Raw genomic sequence first — 17497 nt, forward strand, 5'->3', positions numbered from 1 at the left:
GCCGAAGGCCGCGCCATGACCGAGACGACCACACACGACCTGTCCCACATCTCGGCCCGCGACCAGGCCGAGATCCTGGCCCAGGCGCTGCCCTACATCCGGCGCTTTCACGGCAAGACGCTGGTCATCAAGTACGGCGGCAATGCGATGACCGACCCGGCGCTGCAGGCCGACTTTGCCGAAGACATCGTGCTGCTCAAGCTGGTCGGCATGAACCCGATCGTCGTCCACGGCGGCGGGCCGCAGATCGACGAGGCCCTGACCCGCCTGGGCAAGAAGGGCACCTTCATCCAGGGCATGCGCGTGACCGACGAGGAAACCATGGAAGTGGTCGAGTGGGTGCTCGGCGGCGAGGTGCAGCAGGACATCGTCGGGCTGATCAACGCCGCCGGCGGCAAGGCGGTGGGCCTGACCGGGCGCGACGGCGGCCTGATCCGCGCGCGCAAGCTCAAGATGACCGACAAGGACGACCCGAGCAAGGAGCACGACGTCGGCCAGGTCGGCGAGATCACCGCGATCGACCCGAGCGTGGTCAAGGCGCTGCAGGACGACCGGTTCATCCCGGTCATCAGCCCGATCGGCTTTGGCGAGCACAACGAGAGCTACAACATCAACGCCGACCTGGTCGCCAGCAAGCTCGCAACGGTGCTCAAGGCCGAGAAGCTGATGCTGCTGACCAACACGCCGGGCGTGCTCGACAAGCAAGGAAAACTGCTGACCAACCTGAGCGCGCGCGAGATCGACGAGCTGTTCGCCGACGGCACCATCAGCGGCGGCATGCTGCCGAAGATCGCCGGTGCACTGGACGCGGCCAAGAGCGGCGTCAACGCGGTCCACATCATCGACGGGCGGGTGCCGCATGCGATGTTGCTGGAGATCCTGAGCGACCAGGCGTATGGGACGATGATTCGGTCGCATTGAGCCGCGCCGAAGAGTCATGGTGCCGACCCCGCAGTTCACTGCAGAGTTGCAGTTTCACTTCCGAGAGCATGGGCCAGATCGTCGCCAGTGGTTCATGTTCGATGAGTCGCTGCACCGGCGATTGCCAATGCAGATGGTCGGAGTGGACGGCCTGAATACCGTTGGGATGTGGGTTGACGAGGCAGGCACGTTCAAAGCGGGGGACTCGACATTCGTTCGATGTGTGGTCCTTTGGCCGGAGCTGTACGACTCAGCGGTGAGACCGGGAGTCGAGTTTGAGCTTTGGGACGCGGGCTTCTTTGCGACCGGAATCGTCCGTGAGCGCATTGAGGCAGGTTGGCCGAATGAGGTCTGACTCACCGCTCAAGCCGGCGACAGGCGGCGAGCGCTCGTGAGCGGCTTGGCTTCATCTTCATCGATGACCGGCCCACGCGCGTTCTGCTCCTGGAGCGGCGGCAAGGACTCGATGCTGGCGCTGCATCGCTCGCTCGACGCCGGCGTGCGGGTCGAGGCGCTGCTGACGATGTTCGACGAGAGCGGTGCCCGCTCGCGCTCCCACGGCGTGCCGCCGGCGCTGATGCGCGCGCAGGCGCAGTCGCTCGGCATCCCGCTGGTCGAGGGCCGCGCCGGCTGGAGCGACTACGAGGCGGTATTCACGCAGCAGTTGCGCACCTTCGCGGCCGAGGGCCTCACACACGGCGTGTTCGGCGACATCGACCTGCAGCCGCATCGCGACTGGGAAGAGAAGGTCTGCGCCGGCGCTGGCCTCGAAGCCCTGTTGCCACTGTGGCAGCAACCGCGGCGGGCGCTGGTGGATGAGCTGCTAGCACTGGGCTACCGCTCGCGCGTGGTCTGCGTCGATGCGCGTTACCTCGACGCATCCTTCTGTGGCCGCGAATTCGACGCCGCCTTCATCGCCGACCTGCCGCCCGGCGTCGATGCCTGTGGCGAGAACGGCGAGTTCCACACTTTCGTCTTCGACGGCCCTCGTTTTGCCCGGCCGGTGCCGCACCGGCTGCTGCGGGTGCACGAGCTGCGCTCCTCGACACCGGCCACCGGCCATCACTTCATGGCCGAACTCGCATGAGCCCGTCGTCAAGAACGGTCTGGCTCTTCGACCTCGACAACACCCTGCACGACGCCTCGCACGCCGCCTTCGGCCTGCTCGACGCGTCGATGAACGCCTACATCGAGCGCGAGCTGGCGGTCGATGCCGCGCAGGCCGACCACCTGCGTCGCCACTACTGGCGCCGCTACGGCGCCACGCTGCTCGGGCTGGAGCGTCACCATGGCGTGCGGGCGGAACACTTTCTGGAGCACACCCACCGCCTGCCGGAACTGGAGGCGCGCCTGCGCGGCAACGCCCATGACCGCGCCGCGCTGGCCCGCCTGCCCGGCCGCAAGTTCGTGCTGACCAACGCGCCAGCCGCCTACGCGCGGCGGGTGCTCGATGCGCTGGGGCTGAGCCGCCATTTCGACGGCCTGATCAGCATCGAGGACATGCGCATGTTCGGCGCACTCCGCCCCAAGCCCGACGCGCGCATGCTCAGGCGGGTGCTGGCGCGGCTGAAAGTGCCCGCCGCGCGCGCATTGCTGGTCGAAGACACCCTGGCGCATCAGCGCGCCGCAATGCGGATCGGCCTTGATTCGGTATGGATGCAACGCTACCTGCGAAGCAATTCACACGGCCCCGAAGTAGGCACGCGCTTGCATCGAAAACCCTTTTATGTGTGTGCAAGAATCAATTCGCTTCAACAGTTGCGAACCCTGCGCCGGCATGCCTGACCAGCCCATCCACGGCCCCGACTCGGCGCCTGCGAACCTTCCCCCGACCGACGCCCCCGAGGCACTGCCCACGGCAACAACCGTCGCCGACGAGGGCGTCAGCACGCCCGGTCGCAAGCGGCCTAAACCCGGCGAGCGTCGCATCCAGATCCTGCAGACGCTGGCGTCGATGCTCGAGCAACCGGGCGCCGACCGCATCACGACGGCCGCGCTGGCGGCCAAGCTCGAGGTCAGCGAGGCCGCGCTCTACCGCCATTTCGCCAGCAAGGCGCAGATGTTCGAGGGGCTCATCGAGTTCATCGAGCAGAGCGTGTTCACGCTGGTCAACCAGATCGCCGAGCGCGAGCAGCAGAACGAGCGCGAGGCCGTGGCGCGCATGCTCGCCGTGCTGCTGCAGTTCGGCGAGAAGAACCCGGGCATGGTGCGGGTGATGGTCGGCGACGCGCTGGTCTTCGAGAACGGCCGCCTCAACGCGCGCATGAACCAGTTCTTCGACCGCCTCGAGTCGCAGTTCCGCCAGGGCCTGCGCACGGCGGCCGAGCAGGCCGGCTCGAGCACGCCGACGGTCGATGCCAACGTTCAGGCCTCGGTGCTGACCAGCTTTGCAATCGGCCGCCTGCAGCGCTACGCTCGCAGCGACTTCAAGCGCCTGCCGAGCGAGCATCTGGAGTCGGCCCTGCGCCAACTGCTGGGCTGACCGCTCGCGGCGGCGCATCGCCGCCCGAGCCCATGCATACCACCGCCATCTCCCGTCCCACGCAGCGCGTGCGGCTGCGGCTGGCGGGCGAGCTGCTCGAGCTCTGGCCCGAGCGCGTGATCCTGCTGCCCGAGCACGGCCTGCTGCTGGCGGCCGATGTGCACGTCGGCAAGGCCCAGGCCTTTCGCGCGCTCGGCGTGCCGGTGCCGGCCGGAACCACCGAGGACACGCTGGCCCGGCTGTCGGCGCTGGTCGACGCCAGCGGCGCGCAGGAACTGGTGCTGCTGGGCGATTTTTTGCATTCGGCTCACGTGCAGTCCTCGGCGGCCACGTTGACGGCGCTGCAGCGCTGGCGCACGCGCCATTCCGGGCTCGGCGTGCGGCTGGTGCGCGGCAACCACGACGCGCATGCCGGCGACCCGCCGGCCGCGCTCGGCATCGAGGTGGTCGACGAACCCTGGCCGGTCGGCGACGCGCTCGCGCTGGCGCATCACCCGCGGCCGGTGGCCGGACGCTACGTGCTGGCCGGTCATCTGCATCCCTGCGTCTGGCTCGGCGGCCGCGCCGGCGACCGGCTGCGGCTGCCCTGTTTCTGGTTCGGCGACGAGACCGAGGACGAGCAGGCGGTCGGCGTGCTACCGGCCTTTGGCGCCTTTACCGGGATGCACGCGGTCGAACGACGGGCCGGAGACCGGGTCTACGCGATCGGGGCCGACGCGGTGCGGCCGCTGGTCTGAGCGGCCGTAGCGATAGCAGCGCGCCTAAACTGCGCGCCCATGTCCTCTGACGCTCCCGACCTCCAGAACCTGTTCGCCAAGGCCGATCGGCTGCTCGACCGCCTGCATGCGCTGCTGCCCGCCGATGGCACGGCGGCAATCCATGCGCCCGACTGGCAGGCGGCGCCGGCCTTCCGGCTGCGGCGGCGTCCCGGTGCGTTAGCGCAGGCGGTGCTCGAACCGGTGCTGGCTCGCTCGGCGATCCGGCTCGACGATCTGCAGCAGATCGACGCCCAGAAGGAGCGCTTCGTGCGCAACCTCGAGAGCTTCGTCGCCGGCCGGCCGGCCAACAACATGCTGCTGACCGGCGCCCGCGGCACCGGCAAGAGCTCGCTGGTCAAGGCCGGGCTCAACGCCTTCGCCGCACGCGGGCTGCGCCTGATCGAGGTCGACAAGAGCGATCTGGTCGACCTGCCCGACCTGGTGGCGCTGGTCGCGGCGCGGCCGGAGCGCTTCATCGTCTACTGCGACGACCTCAGCTTCGACGAGGGCGAGCGCGGCTACAAGGAGCTCAAGTCGGTGCTCGACGGGTCCATCGCGCAGGCCAGCGACAACCTGCTGGTGGTCGCGACCAGCAATCGCCGCCACCTGCTGCCGGAGTACATGAAGGACAACCTCAGCGCGACCTACACCGACGACGGCGAGTTGCACCCCGGCGAGGTGGTCGAGGAGAAGATCTCGCTGTCGGAGCGCTTCGGGCTGTGGGTCAGCTTCTACCCCTTCAGCCAGAGCGAGTACCTGGTGATCGTCGATCAGTGGCTGCGCAGCTTCGGGCTCGACGAGGCGGCGATTGCCGCCGCCCGGCCGCAGGCGCTGGTCTGGGCGCTGGAGCGCGGCTCGCGCTCGGGGCGCGTGGCCTGGCAGTTCGCGCGGCACAAGGTCGGGGAGTGCGGCGCATGACGGCGGTGGCGGGGGAGCGAACGCCGGTCGACGTGGCGGTCGGCGTGCTGATCGATGGCGACGAGCGCTTCCTGCTGACCTCGCGCCCGCCGGGCAAGGTCTACGAGGGCTACTGGGAGTTCCCCGGAGGCAAGCTGGAACCGGGCGAAGGCGTCGAGCAGGCGCTGGCGCGCGAGTTGCACGAGGAACTCGGCATCACGATCGACGGCGCCGAGCGCTGGAAGGTCGAGCTGATGGACTATCCGCATGCCCGCGTGCGGCTGCATTTCTGCAAGGTGCGCCGTTGGCATGGCGCCTTCGAGATGCGCGAGGGCCAGCAGATGGCCTGGGAGCAACTGCCGGTGGCGGTGCGGCCCGTGCTGCCGGGCACGGTGCCGGTGTTGCGCTGGCTGGCCGAGGAGCGCGGTCACGCCGGCCTGACGCACGCGGCCTGAGGCGGCGTGCGGTCGTGACCGGCTCAGCGGGTAGGAGGGCTGCCTGACGTTCGACCCTTGCCGGTGTCGGTGGCCAGGAAGTCATCCGGAACGGTATCGAGTTCGGCGACGACCAGGCCTCGACGCAACTCCCAGGACGAGTCGAACCAGTTGTCGCGCTGCGACGGCGAACCATCGGTTTCGTCGAAGCGCGTTGGTTCGGCCGCCGGCCAGCCGGGCCGCACAGGGGGCTTGCTGCTCGTGAACTTTCCCATCGACATCTCCTCGCCCCGGGCCATACGGCTGCCCAGGGTCTGTGTCGGACGAGTTTCGTCCTCGATCCAGGAGATCGACATCCCTTGGTGATGGGACCCCAGGCCACGCCTGGGTCGCCGGGCGCGAACTGCGTCACGCCAGCGCCAAGCGCGTTGGCTCGCCCGGCCGGGGGCCTCAGTGAGCCGGTGCCGCGGGCTCTTCGCCGTCGTCGCCTGGGCCGGCGTCGCCAACCCGGTAGTGCTCGCTGGCCCAGGCTCCGAAGTCGCGCTGCTTGCAGCGCTCGCTGCAGAACGGGCGCCAGGGGTTGTCGAGCCGGTAGACCACCTGCTCGCCGCAGCCGGGGCAGGCGACGACCGGCCCGTTGCCCTCATGCCGTGACGGGCCGCCTTGCCGGCTCATGAGCACAGCGTGAGCTCGAAGCTCGCGTCCTCGTTGGCCGGTCGCAGCCGGCCCTCGGCATCGGCGCGCATCAGGCGGATCGAGACCAGCAGCCGGTGGCCGCTGATCTCGGGCACCAGCCGCGCCGCCACCGGCAGGCGCACGCGCAGCAACTGGAAGACACGCCCGGGCTGCAGGCTCTGCTGGTACAGGCCGCCGCTGGCGACCACCATGTGCGGATGACCGGAGTCGCGCAGCAGCTGCAACAGGGCCTCTAGCGCCTCCGCCAGCGGCGTCAAGGTCGCGGCCCAGCGCCGCAGGTCGGCGCGGCGGTACTCGCCGTCCTCGTGCTGCCAGGCGTAGTAGGCCGGCAGGTCGAACTCGCAGGTGCCGCCCGGGATGCTGATGCGGCTGCGGATGCTCATCAGCCACTCGTTGCTGGTGAGCTGCTGGCCGGCCTTGCCGGGCAGGGCGTTGAGCGCCTGGTAGGCACGCTCCAGGCTGCCGATCACGCCCTCGAGCGTGGCCTCGGCGATGGCCGGGTTGCCGCGGTACTGGCTGAGCTGGGTCTTGTGGCGCTCGAGTTCCTTGAGCAGGTCGCTCTTGAGGTCGGCGCGCGCGGCCACATCCATGATCTCGAACAGCGCGGCGATCGCGTGATGGTGGTCCATCGCGGTGTCGCGTTCGATCAGCACCTGCAGGCGCTCGAACAGGTGCTCGAGTCGCAGCATCGTGCGGATGCTTTCGTTGAACGGGTGTTCGTAGAGGATCAAGAGCGCGGGCCTCGTAGCGGTCGGGCGCGATTGTTCCACAGCGCCCGCACTGCGGTCACGCGAATGCCGAGTGCCACTGCCGCCAAAGTGCGGTCAGTCCCTGTTCGAGGGCTGCTGGATCGTCGCGGCGGTTGTCGACGACGGCATCGGCGGCGGCGCGACGCCGCTCGCGCGTGGCCTGCTGGCCGATCACCGCGAGCGCTGCCTCGCGGCTCCAGCCGGGCCGCCGCATGACCCGCGCCAACTGCACCTCGGGCGGGCAGTCGATGACCAGGACCCGCTGCACGCGGCCTCGCCAGTGCGTCGACTCGACCAGCAGCGGGACGTCGAACAGCAGCGTTGCCTGCGGACCCGCGAGCGCGGCCAACCGGTTGGCGCGGGCGCCGATCAACGGATGCAGGATGGCTTCCAGACGCCGGCGCGCGGTGGGGTCGGCGAAGGCGTGAGCGCGCATCCAGGCGCGGTCGAGCGCGCCATCGGCGCCGATGCAAGCGCTGCCGAAGGCCGCTCGCAGCGGCTCGATCGCGGCGCCTCCGGCCAACGTGAGTTCGCGCGCGATGGCGTCGGTGTCGATCAGCGTCGCGCCGAGTTGCTGCAGGATCGCCGCCGCGGTGCTCTTGCCGCTGCCGATGCCGCCGGTCAGGCCGATGCGTGTGATCGCCGCATCCATGGCGTTTCCTGCCACGTTTTCGCGGGCCTCAGGCCCAGCCCATCCAGCCGCGAACGCGCTCCGGGCCGGCGTAGAGCACGACCAAGCCGGCGCCGGCGAGGAAGGGCCCGAAGGGCACGTAGCGACCCTCGCGCAGCGAGCCGCCGAACTTCATCGCGATGCCGACGACGGCCCCGAGCAGCGAGGCGGCCAGCACGATCGGCAACAGCATCTGCCAGCCGAGCCAGGCGCCGAGCGCGGCGAGCAGCTTGAAGTCGCCGGCGCCCATGCCCTCCTTGCCGGTTGTGAGCTTGAACAGCCAGTAGACCGACCACAGCGCCAGGTAGCCGGCGACCGCGCCCCAGACCGCGGTGGACAGCGCGATGCCGGTCCAGCCGAGCGCCGCGGCGATCAACCCGCCCCAGAGCAGTGGCAGCGTGATGCTGTCGGGCAGCAGCGTGGTGTCCCAGTCGATCAGCGCCAGCGCGACCAGCGCGGCGACGAAACCGCACCAGACGAAGGTCGGGGCCTGGGCCGGGAAGCGCCAGGCAAGTGCCGCAAAGAGCAGGCCGGTGGCGAGTTCGACCAGCGGATAGCGAGCCGAGATCGGCGCCTTGCAGGCGGAGCAGCGGCCGCGCAGCGCGATCCAGCTCAGCAGCGGGATGTTCTCGTACCAGCGGATCCGGTGGCCGCAGTGCGGGCAGCGCGACGCCGGCTTGCTCAGCGTCAGCGGTGCGACGTCGGGCGCCGCGACGCCCAGCATCTCGGCGCTTTCGAGCTTCCAGGCGCGCTCCATCATCAGCGGCAGCCGATGCACCACCACGTTGAGGAAGCTGCCGATGCACAGGCCGAGCAGGGCCAGACCAAGGGGCGTCAGCAGCGCCCCGAGTGCGTCATCGATCATGAAGCGGAAACGCTGACGGCGAAGAGCGACCTGCGCTCCGCTCGATCAGACGACCTGGCCAAGCTTGAAGATCGGCAGGTACATCGAGACCACGATGCCGCCGATGATGGTGCCGAGCACGACGATGATGATCGGCTCGAGCAGGCTGGACAGGCCCTTGACCGCCTCGTCGACCTCGTTCTCGTAGAACTCGGCAGCCTTGCCGAGCATGTGGTCGAGCGAGCCCGATTCCTCGCCGATGGCGGCCATCTGCAGCACCATCGTCGGGAAGATGCCGCTGGTCTGCATCGCGGTGGTCAATGCGGTGCCGGTCGTGATGTCCTTCTGGATCTGCTCGGTCGCCTCGGCGTAGACCGCGTTGCCCGAGGCGCCGCCCACCGAGTCGAGCGCTTCGACCAGCGGCACGCCGGCGGCGAACATCGTCGAGAGCGTCCGCGTCCAGCGCGCAACCGCCGACTTGTTGACCAGGTCGCCGAAGATCGGCACCTTGAGCAGCAGCCGGTCCATCGTCTTCTGCATGCGCTCCGAGCGCTTCCAGGTCTGGAAGAAGAAGTAGGTGCCGAAGCCGATGCTGCCGAAGATCAGCCACCAGTAGGCGACGAAGACCTCGGAGATCGCCATCACGACCAGCGTCGGCGCCGGCAGGTCGGCGCCAAAGGAGCTGAACACCTCCTTGAAGGCCGGGATCACGAAGATCATGATCACCGCGACCACGACGAAGGCCACCACCAGCACCGCTACCGGGTAGATCAGCGCCGACTTGATCTTGGACTTGATCTCGAGCGTCTTCTCCTGGTACACGGCGAGTCGGTCGAGCAGTGTTTCGAGAATACCGGCGGCCTCGCCGGCCTCGACCAGGTTGCAGTACAGCGCGTCGAAATGCAGCGGGTGCTTGCGGAAGGAGGCCGCCAGGCTGGTGCCGGTCTCGACGTCGGAGCGGATGTCGGTCAGCAGCTTGGTCACGCGCGGGTTGGTGCTGCCGCGAGCGACGATGTCGAAGCTCTGCAGCAGCGGCACGCCGGCGCGCATCATCGTCGCCAGTTGGCGCGTGAAGATCGCGATGTCGCGCTGCTTGATCGACGAGCCGCCGCTGGTGCGGCGCTTCCGGACCTTCTGGACCAGGATGCCCTGGCGACGCAGGCTGGCGCTGACCATCGCTTCGCCGCCGGCGCGCATCTCGCCGCGCACCAGCTTGCCGTTCTTGTCCTTGCCTTCCCACTCGAAGACAAATTCCTTGCCGGCTTTAGCGCCCGCCGCTGTTGCAGTGGCCATGGTCCGTGCGATGCTCCCGTTGTACTGACTGCCGCGTGCTCGTTGTCGCGGCTTATTCGTTGGTGACCGAGATCACTTCTTCCAGCGTCGTGACGCCTGCTCTGACCTTGACCAGTCCGCTCTCGCGCAGATCGCGAACGCCGTCCTTCTTGGCCTGCGTTGCAATGTCCATCGCGTTGCCACTGGTCAGGATGATGCGTTGAATCTCTTCGCTGATCGGCATCACCTGGTAAATGCCAACGCGACCCTTGTAACCGTTGTTGCAGGCCGAACAGCCGACCGCGCGATACGGCTTCCAGATGCCGTCGAGATCGCCTTCCTTGAAGCCGGCTTTCAGCAAGGCCTCGCGAGGATAGTCAGCCGGCTTCTTGCAGACTTCGCAGAGGCGTCGCGCAAGTCGCTGTGCCGTGATGAGGATCACGCTCGAGGCGATGTTGAACGGCGCCACGCCCATGTTCATCAGACGGGTCAGCGTGGTCGGCGCGTCATTGGTGTGCAGCGTCGACATCACCATGTGGCCGGTCTGGGCGGCCTTGATGGCAATGTCGGCGGTGTCGAGATCGCGAATCTCGCCGACCATGATCACGTCGGGATCCTGGCGCAGGAATGCCTTGAGCGCGACCGAGAAGTTCATCCCGGCCTTGTCGTTGACGTTGACCTGGTTGATGCCCGGCAGGTTGATTTCGGCCGGATCCTCGACGGTTGAGATGTTCACGCCCGGCTGGTTCAGGATGTTCAGGCAGGTGTAGAGCGAAACCGTCTTGCCCGAACCGGTGGGGCCGGTCACCAGCACCATGCCGTAGGGACGCTTGACGGCGTCCATCAGGCGCTCCTTCTCTTCCTTCTCGTAGCCCAGCGCCTCGATGCCCACCTTGGCGCTCGACGCGTCAAGAATCCGGATCACGACCTTCTCGCCGAACAGCGTGGGCAGCGTGCTGACGCGGAAGTCGATCGCCTTGTTGCCGAACTTCAGCTTCATGCGACCGTCCTGCGGCACCCGCTTCTCGGCAATGTCCATGCGCGAGATGACCTTGATGCGGGAGGCCAGCTTGTCCTTGATCGCGATCGGCGGCTGCGTGATCTCGCGCAGTTCGCCGTCGATGCGGAAGCGCACCCGGTAGTGGTACTCGAAGGGCTCGAAATGAAGGTCGGAGGCGCGGGCGTTGATCGCGTCGATCAGCATCTTCTGCAGGAATCGGACGACCGGCGCGTCCTCGACTTCCTGCGTGACGTCGGCCGACTCCTGTGCGGTCGCATCTTCTTCGGTGACGTCGAACTCGAAGTCACCGCCGGCCAGGGCCTCGAGCGCTTCTCCGGCGCCGGTACTCGCGGCATCGACCAGCTTGATCAGCTTGTCATGCTCGACCACGACCCACTCGGGCGTGAGCTGGGTGGCGAACTTGATGCGCTCGGCCGCCTCCTGATCTGTCGGATCGGCGCCGCCGATGAAGATGCGGTTGCCGCGCTTGCCGAGCACCAGCACCTGGTACTGGGCGGCGAGCTTGTTGTCGATGACGTTGCGCGGCAGCTTCTGCGGGTCGACCGACGCCAGGTCGAGCAGCGGCATGGCCAGCACGCTCGAGAGGGTGTGCGCGAGGTCGGCCGGCTGAACCGCGCCGGCGCTGAGCACCGCCGCGATGAAGCTCCGCTTCTGTTCCTTGGCGCTGCGGACCAGGTCCTCGGCCGACTTGACGCTCAGCTTGCCGGCATGCACCAGCACCCGGGCGACGCCAGACAGCGAACTATGAGCGGTATCGGCAACGGTATCCACGGGCGTGGTCGATTCGGCGAGGGGGTGACTTGGTCATGATCGCCGATTCGCTGTTGCCTGTAAACGACGATGCGGCACGGCCGTCGGTCATGGCCCACATCGTGTGAGAAAGGTGGCGCGCGCAGCGATGCCGAACGCATACGCGATGCGTCCGGCACAGGTCGTTGCGGGAAAAAAACTGGTCGGGGTGAGAGGATTCGAACCTCCGGCCTCTACGTCCCGAACGTAGCGCTCTACCAGGCTAAGCTACACCCCGATGCGGCCCTCTTGGGAGCCCTCTGTCGTCAAGCAGTAGGAGTCGGGAGACTCCGACACCGATCAATGCGATCGATGCAACGACAGAGCACATAAGTGTAGCAGAGCCGAACGGTACTCGCTGTGGGGGAGCGCGTCGAGACAGCGCTCGGCGCGCTCGATCTCGGCTTGTGCCGCCTCGCGCGTGGCCTGCAGCGCACCAGTGGCGCGCACGACCTCGACCACCTCGCCAAGCCGATCGACTTCGCCGTGCTCGATCGCGCCGCGGATCAGCGCGCGTTGCTCGTTCGAGCCGCGCTCCATCGCCACCAGAAGCGGCAGGGTCGGTTTGCCTTCGCGCAGGTCGTCGCCCACGTTCTTGCCGAGCTCGGCAGTGTGGCCCTCGTAGTCGAGCAGATCGTCGACCAGTTGGAACGCGGTGCCCAGTGCGCGCCCGTAGTCGGCGCAGGCCTCCTCGACCGCCGGTTCGGCCTTGGCCAGCACCGCGCCCAGGCGCGCACTGGCCTCGAACAGCTTGGCCGTCTTGAAGCGGATCACGCGCAGGTAGTCGGCCACCGCGATGTCGGGGTCGTGCATGTTCATCAACTGCAGAACCTCGCCCTCGGCGATCACGTTAGTCGCGTCGGCCAGCACCGCGAGCACGCGCATGCGGTCGACCGAGACCATCATCTGGAAGGCGCGCGAGTAGAGGAAGTCGCCGACCAGCACGCTGGCAGCGTTGCCGAAACGCGCGTTGGCGGTGTCGCGACCTCTGCGCAGCTGCGACTCATCGACGACGTCATCGTGCAGCAGCGTCGCCGTGTGGATGAACTCCACGGTCGCAGCCAGTTCGAAACGCTCGCGGCCGTGGAAGCCGAGCGCATTGGCGAACAGCAGCACGAGCATCGGCCGGATCCGCTTGCCGCCGGCACCGATGATGTAGTTGGAGATCTGGTCAATCAGCACCACTTCCGAGCGCAGCCGCTCCCGGATCAGCGCGTCCACCTCCGCCATCTCGGGCGCCATCAGCTCGACAGGGGAGAGGGCGGGGTCGGCGGCGGGCAGGACGGCAGGCACGGATGGAATCGAAAAGCGCGGGAGCCCGCGCGAACAGCCAGGATTATAGGGAGCGACCCCCAACGAGCGGCTGGCGTCCTGCGCGTGGGGGCCGCCTCGCCCGCTCTTGCTGCCGGCTCGTGCTACACTCTCAGGCTTCGCGTGTCGAGGTTGATTCGGGTATTCCCGTTGCAGCCTGGGTGCTCGAAGCGGCGTGGGGCACCAGCCCCACACGTTCTAAGTACGAAAGGGCTGATATGTACGCGGTCATAAAAACCGGTGGCAAGCAATACAAGGTTGCAGCCGGCGAGAAAATCAAAGTAGAACAGATTGCTGCGGACGTTGGCCAAGAGATCGTGATCGACCAGGTGCTCGCTGTCGGAGACGGCGCCGAGCTGAAGGTTGGCACGCCCTTGGTAGCCGGCGCCACCGTCACGGCCACGGTCGTGGCTCAAGGCAAGCATGACAAGGTGCGCATCTTCAAGATGCGTCGCCGCAAGCACTACCAGAAGCGCCAGGGTCACCGTCAGACCTACACCGAGCTGGAAATCAGCGCGGTCCAGGCCTGAGCCTTGATTCAACGCAACTGAGAAGGAGCTAGAGATGGCACAGAAAAAGGGCGGCGGTTCCACACGGAACGGCCGCGACTCCCAGCCGAAGATGCTCGGCGTCAAGGCCTTCGGCGGCCAGGCCGTGTCGGCCGGTTCGATCATCGTGCGCCAGCGCGGTACCCAGTTCCATGCCGGCACCAATGTCGGTACGGGCAAGGACCACACGCTGTTCGCGTTGACCGACGGCACCGTGTCCTTCGACGTCAAGGGTCCGCGCAATCGGCGCACCGTGATCATCACGGCCGCTTAAGCGCAGTTGCCTTGCATCCGAAGCCCCGGCTCGCCGGGGCTTCTTCATTTCCGGCCTCCGGATTGCCAGGGCTTCTTCGCTTCCGGCCTTCGCCGCTACCATTGCTCGCGCCATGAAATTCGTAGACGAAGCCACCATCGACGTGACCGCCGGCAACGGCGGCAACGGCTGCGCCAGCTTCAGGCGAGAGAAGTTCATCCCCTTCGGTGGACCCAACGGCGGCGATGGCGGACGCGGCGGCCATGTGTTCGTCGTGGCCGACCGCAACCTGAATACGCTGATCGACTTTCGCTACGCGCGTCGTCACGAGGCCAAGAGCGGCGAGCACGGCCGTGGCTCCGACCAGTACGGCGCGGCCGCCGACGACGTCACGCTGCGGGTGCCGGTCGGCACCATCATCCGCGACTTCGAGACCGGCGCGCTGATCGTCGAGATGCTGGTGCCGGGCGAGAAATTCATGCTCTGCAAGGGCGGCGACGGCGGCTTCGGCAACCTGCACTTCAAGACCAGCACCAATCGCGCGCCGCGCCAGAAGACGCCCGGTTGGCCCGGCGAGCAGAAGAAGCTCAAGCTCGAACTGCGGGTGCTGGCCGACGTCGGCCTGCTCGGCCAGCCCAATGCCGGCAAGTCGACGCTGATCACCGCGATCTCGAACGCGCGGCCCAAGATCGCCGACTATCCCTTCACCACGCTGCACCCGAATCTGGGCGTGGTGCGCGTCGGTCCGAGCCAGAGCTTCGTGGTGGCCGACATCCCGGGTCTGATCGAGGGTGCCGCAGAAGGCGCCGGCCTCGGCCACCAGTTCCTGCGCCACCTGCAGCGCACGCGGCTCTTGCTGCACATCGTCGACATCGCGCCCTTCGACGACGCGGTCGATCCGGTCGCGCAGGCCAAGGCGATCCTGCTCGAGCTCAAGAAGTACGACAAGGCGCTGTTCGACAAGCCGCGCTGGCTGGTGCTCAACAAGCTCGACGTGGTGCCCGAGGACGAGCGCGCCGCGCGCGTCAAGGACTTCGTCAAGCGCCTGCGCTGGAAGGGGCCGGTGTTCGAGATTTCGGCCCTGACCCGCGAGGGTTGCGAGCATCTGGTGCAGGCGATCTGGAAGCATGTGGAGTCCGAGCAGGTGCACGTGGCCGAGCCCGACGTGCGCTTCGAGGACGAGCCGACGAAGCCGCCTCAGCCCGAGTTCCAGCCGGCTGCCGACGATCCACGCTTTCGCTGAGCAGGCCCGCCGATGAACGAGGTCTTGCACGGCGCACGCCGCATCGTCGTCAAGGTCGGCTCGACCCTGGTCACCAATGAAGGCCGCGGCATCGACGTCGCCGCGATCGGCAACTGGTGCCGCCAGCTCGCCGCGCTGGCGCGCAACGGGCGCGAGGTCGTGATGGTTTCCAGCGGCGCGATCGCCGAGGGCATGAAGCGCCTGGGCTGGAGCGTTCGGCCGCGCGAACTGCACGAACTGCAGGCCGCGGCCGCGGTCGGCCAGATGGGCCTGGCCCAGATCTACGAAACGCAGCTGCGCGAGCAGGGCCTGGCCAGCGCGCAGGTGCTGCTCACCCACGCCGACCTCGCCGACCGCGAGCGCTACCTCAACGCGCGCTCGACGCTGCTGACGCTTCTGTCGCTCGGCGTGATCCCTGTGATCAACGAGAATGACACCGTCGTCAACGACGAGATCAAGTTCGGCGACAACGACACCCTCGGAGCGCTCGTCGCCAACCTGATCGAGGCCGACCTGCTGGTGATCCTGACCGACCAGCCGGGGCTCTATTCGGCCGACCCGCGCAAGGTGCCGGATGCCCGCTTCATCGACGAAGCGGTCGCGGGAACACCCGAGCTCGAGCAGATGGCCGGCGGCGCCGGGTCCAGCCTCGGCAAGGGCGGCATGATCACGAAGGTGCTGGCCGCCAGGCGCGCGGCGCAGGGCGGTGCCAGCACCGTGATCGCCTGGGGCCGCGAGCAGGACGTGCTGCTGCGACTGGCCAGCGGCGAACGCATCGGCACGCTGCTGGTGGCCGGCACCGCCAAGCTGGCCGCGCGCAAGCAATGGATGGTCGGCCACCTGCAGTTGCGCGGCGCGGTCACGATCGACGATGGCGCGGTCGCCAAGCTGCGCGATGCCGGCAAGAGCCTGCTGCCGATCGGCGTGGTCGAGGTCCAGGGCGAATTCGTGCGTGGCGACGTGGTCGCCGTGCGCGATGCCCGCGGCACCGAACTCGCGCGCGGTCTGGCCAACTACGCCGCCAGCGAGGCCCGCCTGATCGCGCGCAAACCCTCCTCGCAGATCGAGGGCCTGCTCGGCTACGCCAACGAGCCCGAGCTGATCCACCGCGACAACCTCGTGCTCACCGCGTGAAGAACCGGCTCGACGCGACAGCGGTCGCCGCGTTGCTGCTGTGCTGCCTGCTCTGGGGCCTGAACCAGGTCGCGATCAAGGCCGCGCTGCCGGAAGTACCGCCGCTGATCCAGCTCTCGCTGCGCAGCGTCGGCGCGGCGGTGCTACTGCTGACCTGGATGCGCATGCGCGGCATCCGTTTTTCGCTCGATGACGGCACGCTCTGGCCCGGGCTGCTGGCCGGGGCGCTGTTTGCCGTCGAGTTCGCCTGCATCTTCATCGGCCTGCAGCACACCACCGCGGCGCGCTCGACGGTGTTCATCAACACATCGCCGCTGATCGTGGCGGCGGTGCTGGCGGCCTTCGTGCCGGCCGAACGGCTGCGGCCGCGCCAGGTCGCCGGTCTGCTGATCGCCTTTGGCGCCGTCGCGCTGGCCTTTGCCGAAGGCTTCGGCGAGGGCGGCGCGCTGCTCGGCGATGCGCTGGCGCTTGCCGCCGCGGTGCTGTGGGGGCTGACCACGGTGACGATCCGCATGACGGTGCTGCGCCGCGCCCCGGCCGAGCTGACGCTGGCCTACCAACTGCTGGTGGCGGCGATCCTGGCGCCGCTGGCGGCCTGGGTCGTCGGCGAGCGCTGGCCCGCTGACTGGAGCGCGCTGGCCCTCGGCTCGGTCTTCTACCAGACCGTGATCGTCACCTTCGCCAGCTACCTGCTGTGGTTCTGGCTGCTGACGCGCTACCCGGCCACGCGCGTGCAGTCCTTCGCGTTCCTGACCCCGGTGTCGGGCCTGCTGTTCGCCGTGTTGCTGCTCGGCGAGCCACTCGGCTGGCGGCTGGTCCTGGCCCTGGTCGGCGTGATCGCCGGCATCACGCTGGTGAACCGACGCGCCAGCTGATCAGCCGGCCGGTGCCTCGGGCGAGGTGTCGCCCGCGGCGAACCCCGGCCGGAGCGGCTCGATCGGCTCCAACTCGTGCCGGTGCGGCCGCATGCCGCTGCGCAGGTAGCGGTTGTGCGGATGCCCGTGCGGCAGGTAGCGCGCCAGCTCGGTCAGCGCCATCTGGTAGACGTCGCGCTTGAACTCGATCACCACATCCAGCGGCACCCAGTATTCGTTCCAGCGCCAGGCGTCGAACTCCGGGTGGTCGGTAGCACGCAGGTTCATGTCGTTGTCGCGGCCGGTCAGCTGCAACAGGAACCAGATCTGCTTCTGGCCGCGGTAGTGGCCGCGCGCGTCGCGGCGGATGAAGTGGTCCGGCACCTCGTAGCGAAGCCAGTCGCGGGTGCGCGCGAGGATGCGCACATGCTCCGGATGCAGCCCGACTTCTTCGTGCAACTCGCGGAACATCGCCTGCTCGGGCGTCTCGCCGTACTTGATGCCACCCTGCGGAAACTGCCAGGAGTGGGTGCGAATGCGCTTGCCCCAGAAAACCTGGTTGCGCTGATTGAGCAGGACGATGCCGACGTTGGGGCGAAAGCCCTCTCGGTCGAGCATAAT

The 17497-nt window shown here is 68.0% G+C and carries 21 protein-coding genes and 1 tRNA gene; 12 read left to right on the forward strand and 10 right to left on the reverse strand.

Features of this window, described 5'->3' with window-relative positions; all coding sequences use genetic code 11:
- The first annotated feature begins 15 nt into the window (after nucleotides 1–15).
- The 7 genes from argB to EV670_RS13705 all read left to right on the forward strand — a co-directional run bounded on the left by argB (nucleotide 16) and on the right by EV670_RS13705 (nucleotide 5513).
- Complete coding sequence (gene argB, locus EV670_RS13670; protein ID WP_130433036.1) at nucleotides 16–921, forward strand: acetylglutamate kinase; 906 nt, start codon at nucleotides 16–18, stop codon at nucleotides 919–921.
- A gap of 418 nt (nucleotides 922–1339) precedes the next feature.
- Complete coding sequence (locus tag EV670_RS13680) at nucleotides 1340–2008, forward strand: Dph6-related ATP pyrophosphatase (protein WP_130433040.1); 669 nt, start codon at nucleotides 1340–1342, stop codon at nucleotides 2006–2008.
- On the forward strand, nucleotides 2005–2706 hold the full coding sequence (locus tag EV670_RS13685; protein ID WP_130433042.1) for a pyrimidine 5'-nucleotidase: 702 nt from the start codon (nucleotides 2005–2007) through the stop codon (nucleotides 2704–2706). Before EV670_RS13680 ends, EV670_RS13685 begins: the two co-directional genes overlap by 4 nt.
- A complete protein-coding gene (slmA, locus tag EV670_RS13690; RefSeq protein ID WP_130433044.1) occupies nucleotides 2699–3403 on the forward strand; it encodes a nucleoid occlusion factor SlmA in 705 nt (234 codons plus the stop codon). The genes EV670_RS13685 and slmA overlap by 8 nt, the downstream gene beginning before the upstream one ends.
- A 32-nt stretch (nucleotides 3404–3435) precedes the next feature.
- Nucleotides 3436–4140, forward strand: coding sequence for a ligase-associated DNA damage response endonuclease PdeM (gene pdeM / locus EV670_RS13695; protein ID WP_130433046.1), 705 nt, complete (start codon nucleotides 3436–3438; stop codon nucleotides 4138–4140).
- 39 nt (nucleotides 4141–4179) lie between these two features.
- A complete protein-coding gene (locus tag EV670_RS13700; protein ID WP_130433048.1) occupies nucleotides 4180–5079 on the forward strand; it encodes an ATP-binding protein in 900 nt (299 codons plus the stop codon).
- Nucleotides 5076–5513, forward strand: coding sequence for an NUDIX domain-containing protein (locus tag EV670_RS13705; protein WP_130433050.1), 438 nt, complete (start codon nucleotides 5076–5078; stop codon nucleotides 5511–5513). The genes EV670_RS13700 and EV670_RS13705 overlap by 4 nt, the downstream gene beginning before the upstream one ends.
- 23 nt (nucleotides 5514–5536) lie before the next feature.
- On the opposite strand, the gene EV670_RS13710 is transcribed toward EV670_RS13705, so the two are convergent.
- From EV670_RS13710 to ispB, 9 genes are all read right to left on the reverse strand, one after another.
- A complete protein-coding gene (locus EV670_RS13710; protein WP_207225077.1) occupies nucleotides 5537–5767 on the reverse strand; it encodes a hypothetical protein in 231 nt (76 codons plus the stop codon).
- 175 nt (nucleotides 5768–5942) lie between these two features.
- A complete protein-coding gene (locus tag EV670_RS13715; protein WP_130433054.1) occupies nucleotides 5943–6167 on the reverse strand; it encodes a DNA gyrase inhibitor YacG in 225 nt (74 codons plus the stop codon).
- Nucleotides 6164–6919, reverse strand: coding sequence for a cell division protein ZapD (gene zapD, locus EV670_RS13720; RefSeq protein WP_130433056.1), 756 nt, complete (start codon nucleotides 6917–6919; stop codon nucleotides 6164–6166). Before zapD ends, EV670_RS13715 begins: the two co-directional genes overlap by 4 nt.
- A gap of 55 nt (nucleotides 6920–6974) precedes the next feature.
- Nucleotides 6975–7589, reverse strand: coding sequence for a dephospho-CoA kinase (gene coaE / locus EV670_RS13725; RefSeq protein WP_130433058.1), 615 nt, complete (start codon nucleotides 7587–7589; stop codon nucleotides 6975–6977).
- A 28-nt stretch (nucleotides 7590–7617) separates the two neighbouring features.
- Entirely contained in the window at nucleotides 7618–8472 is an 855-nt protein-coding gene (locus EV670_RS13730; RefSeq protein WP_130433060.1) for a prepilin peptidase, read from the reverse strand.
- Nucleotides 8473–8517: 45 nt separating this feature from the next.
- A complete protein-coding gene (locus tag EV670_RS13735; protein WP_130433062.1) occupies nucleotides 8518–9744 on the reverse strand; it encodes a type II secretion system F family protein in 1227 nt (408 codons plus the stop codon).
- Nucleotides 9745–9796: 52 nt separating this feature from the next.
- Entirely contained in the window at nucleotides 9797–11515 is a 1719-nt protein-coding gene (pilB, locus tag EV670_RS13740; RefSeq protein ID WP_130433064.1) for a type IV-A pilus assembly ATPase PilB, read from the reverse strand.
- 179 nt (nucleotides 11516–11694) lie between these two features.
- Nucleotides 11695–11771 (reverse strand) — tRNA-Pro (locus EV670_RS13745).
- A 62-nt stretch (nucleotides 11772–11833) separates the two neighbouring features.
- The gene (gene ispB, locus EV670_RS13750; RefSeq protein ID WP_130433782.1) at nucleotides 11834–12775 is read right to left on the reverse strand and encodes an octaprenyl diphosphate synthase; all 942 of its coding nucleotides are present in this window, start codon (nucleotides 12773–12775) and stop codon (nucleotides 11834–11836) included.
- Nucleotides 12776–13062: 287 nt separating this feature from the next.
- Here ispB and rplU point away from each other — a divergent pair, with 287 nt between their 5' ends.
- The 5 genes from rplU (at nucleotide 13063) to EV670_RS13775 (ending at nucleotide 16897) form a co-directional block, all read left to right on the forward strand.
- Nucleotides 13063–13374, forward strand: a complete 312-nt coding sequence (gene rplU / locus EV670_RS13755) for a 50S ribosomal protein L21 (RefSeq protein ID WP_130433066.1) — start codon at nucleotides 13063–13065, stop codon at nucleotides 13372–13374.
- Nucleotides 13375–13408: 34 nt separating this feature from the next.
- Nucleotides 13409–13666, forward strand: coding sequence for a 50S ribosomal protein L27 (rpmA, locus tag EV670_RS13760; RefSeq protein ID WP_130433068.1), 258 nt, complete (start codon nucleotides 13409–13411; stop codon nucleotides 13664–13666).
- Between the two features lie 112 nt (nucleotides 13667–13778).
- Nucleotides 13779–14888: an Obg family GTPase CgtA gene (obgE, locus tag EV670_RS13765; protein WP_130433070.1), complete on the forward strand. Its 1110-nt coding sequence runs from the start codon at nucleotides 13779–13781 to the stop codon at nucleotides 14886–14888.
- A gap of 12 nt (nucleotides 14889–14900) precedes the next feature.
- Nucleotides 14901–16022, forward strand: a complete 1122-nt coding sequence (gene proB / locus EV670_RS13770; protein WP_130433072.1) for a glutamate 5-kinase — start codon at nucleotides 14901–14903, stop codon at nucleotides 16020–16022.
- Complete coding sequence (locus tag EV670_RS13775) at nucleotides 16019–16897, forward strand: DMT family transporter (RefSeq protein ID WP_130433074.1); 879 nt, start codon at nucleotides 16019–16021, stop codon at nucleotides 16895–16897. Before proB ends, EV670_RS13775 begins: the two co-directional genes overlap by 4 nt.
- On the opposite strand, the gene EV670_RS13780 is transcribed toward EV670_RS13775, so the two are convergent.
- Complete coding sequence (locus EV670_RS13780; RefSeq protein WP_242616973.1) at nucleotides 16898–17494, reverse strand: RNA pyrophosphohydrolase; 597 nt, start codon at nucleotides 17492–17494, stop codon at nucleotides 16898–16900.
- Between the last annotated feature and the right edge of the window lie 3 nt (nucleotides 17495–17497).

The sequence above is a fragment of the Rivibacter subsaxonicus genome, assembly GCF_004217215.1.
GTDB lineage: Bacteria > Pseudomonadota > Gammaproteobacteria > Burkholderiales > Burkholderiaceae_C > Rivibacter > Rivibacter subsaxonicus.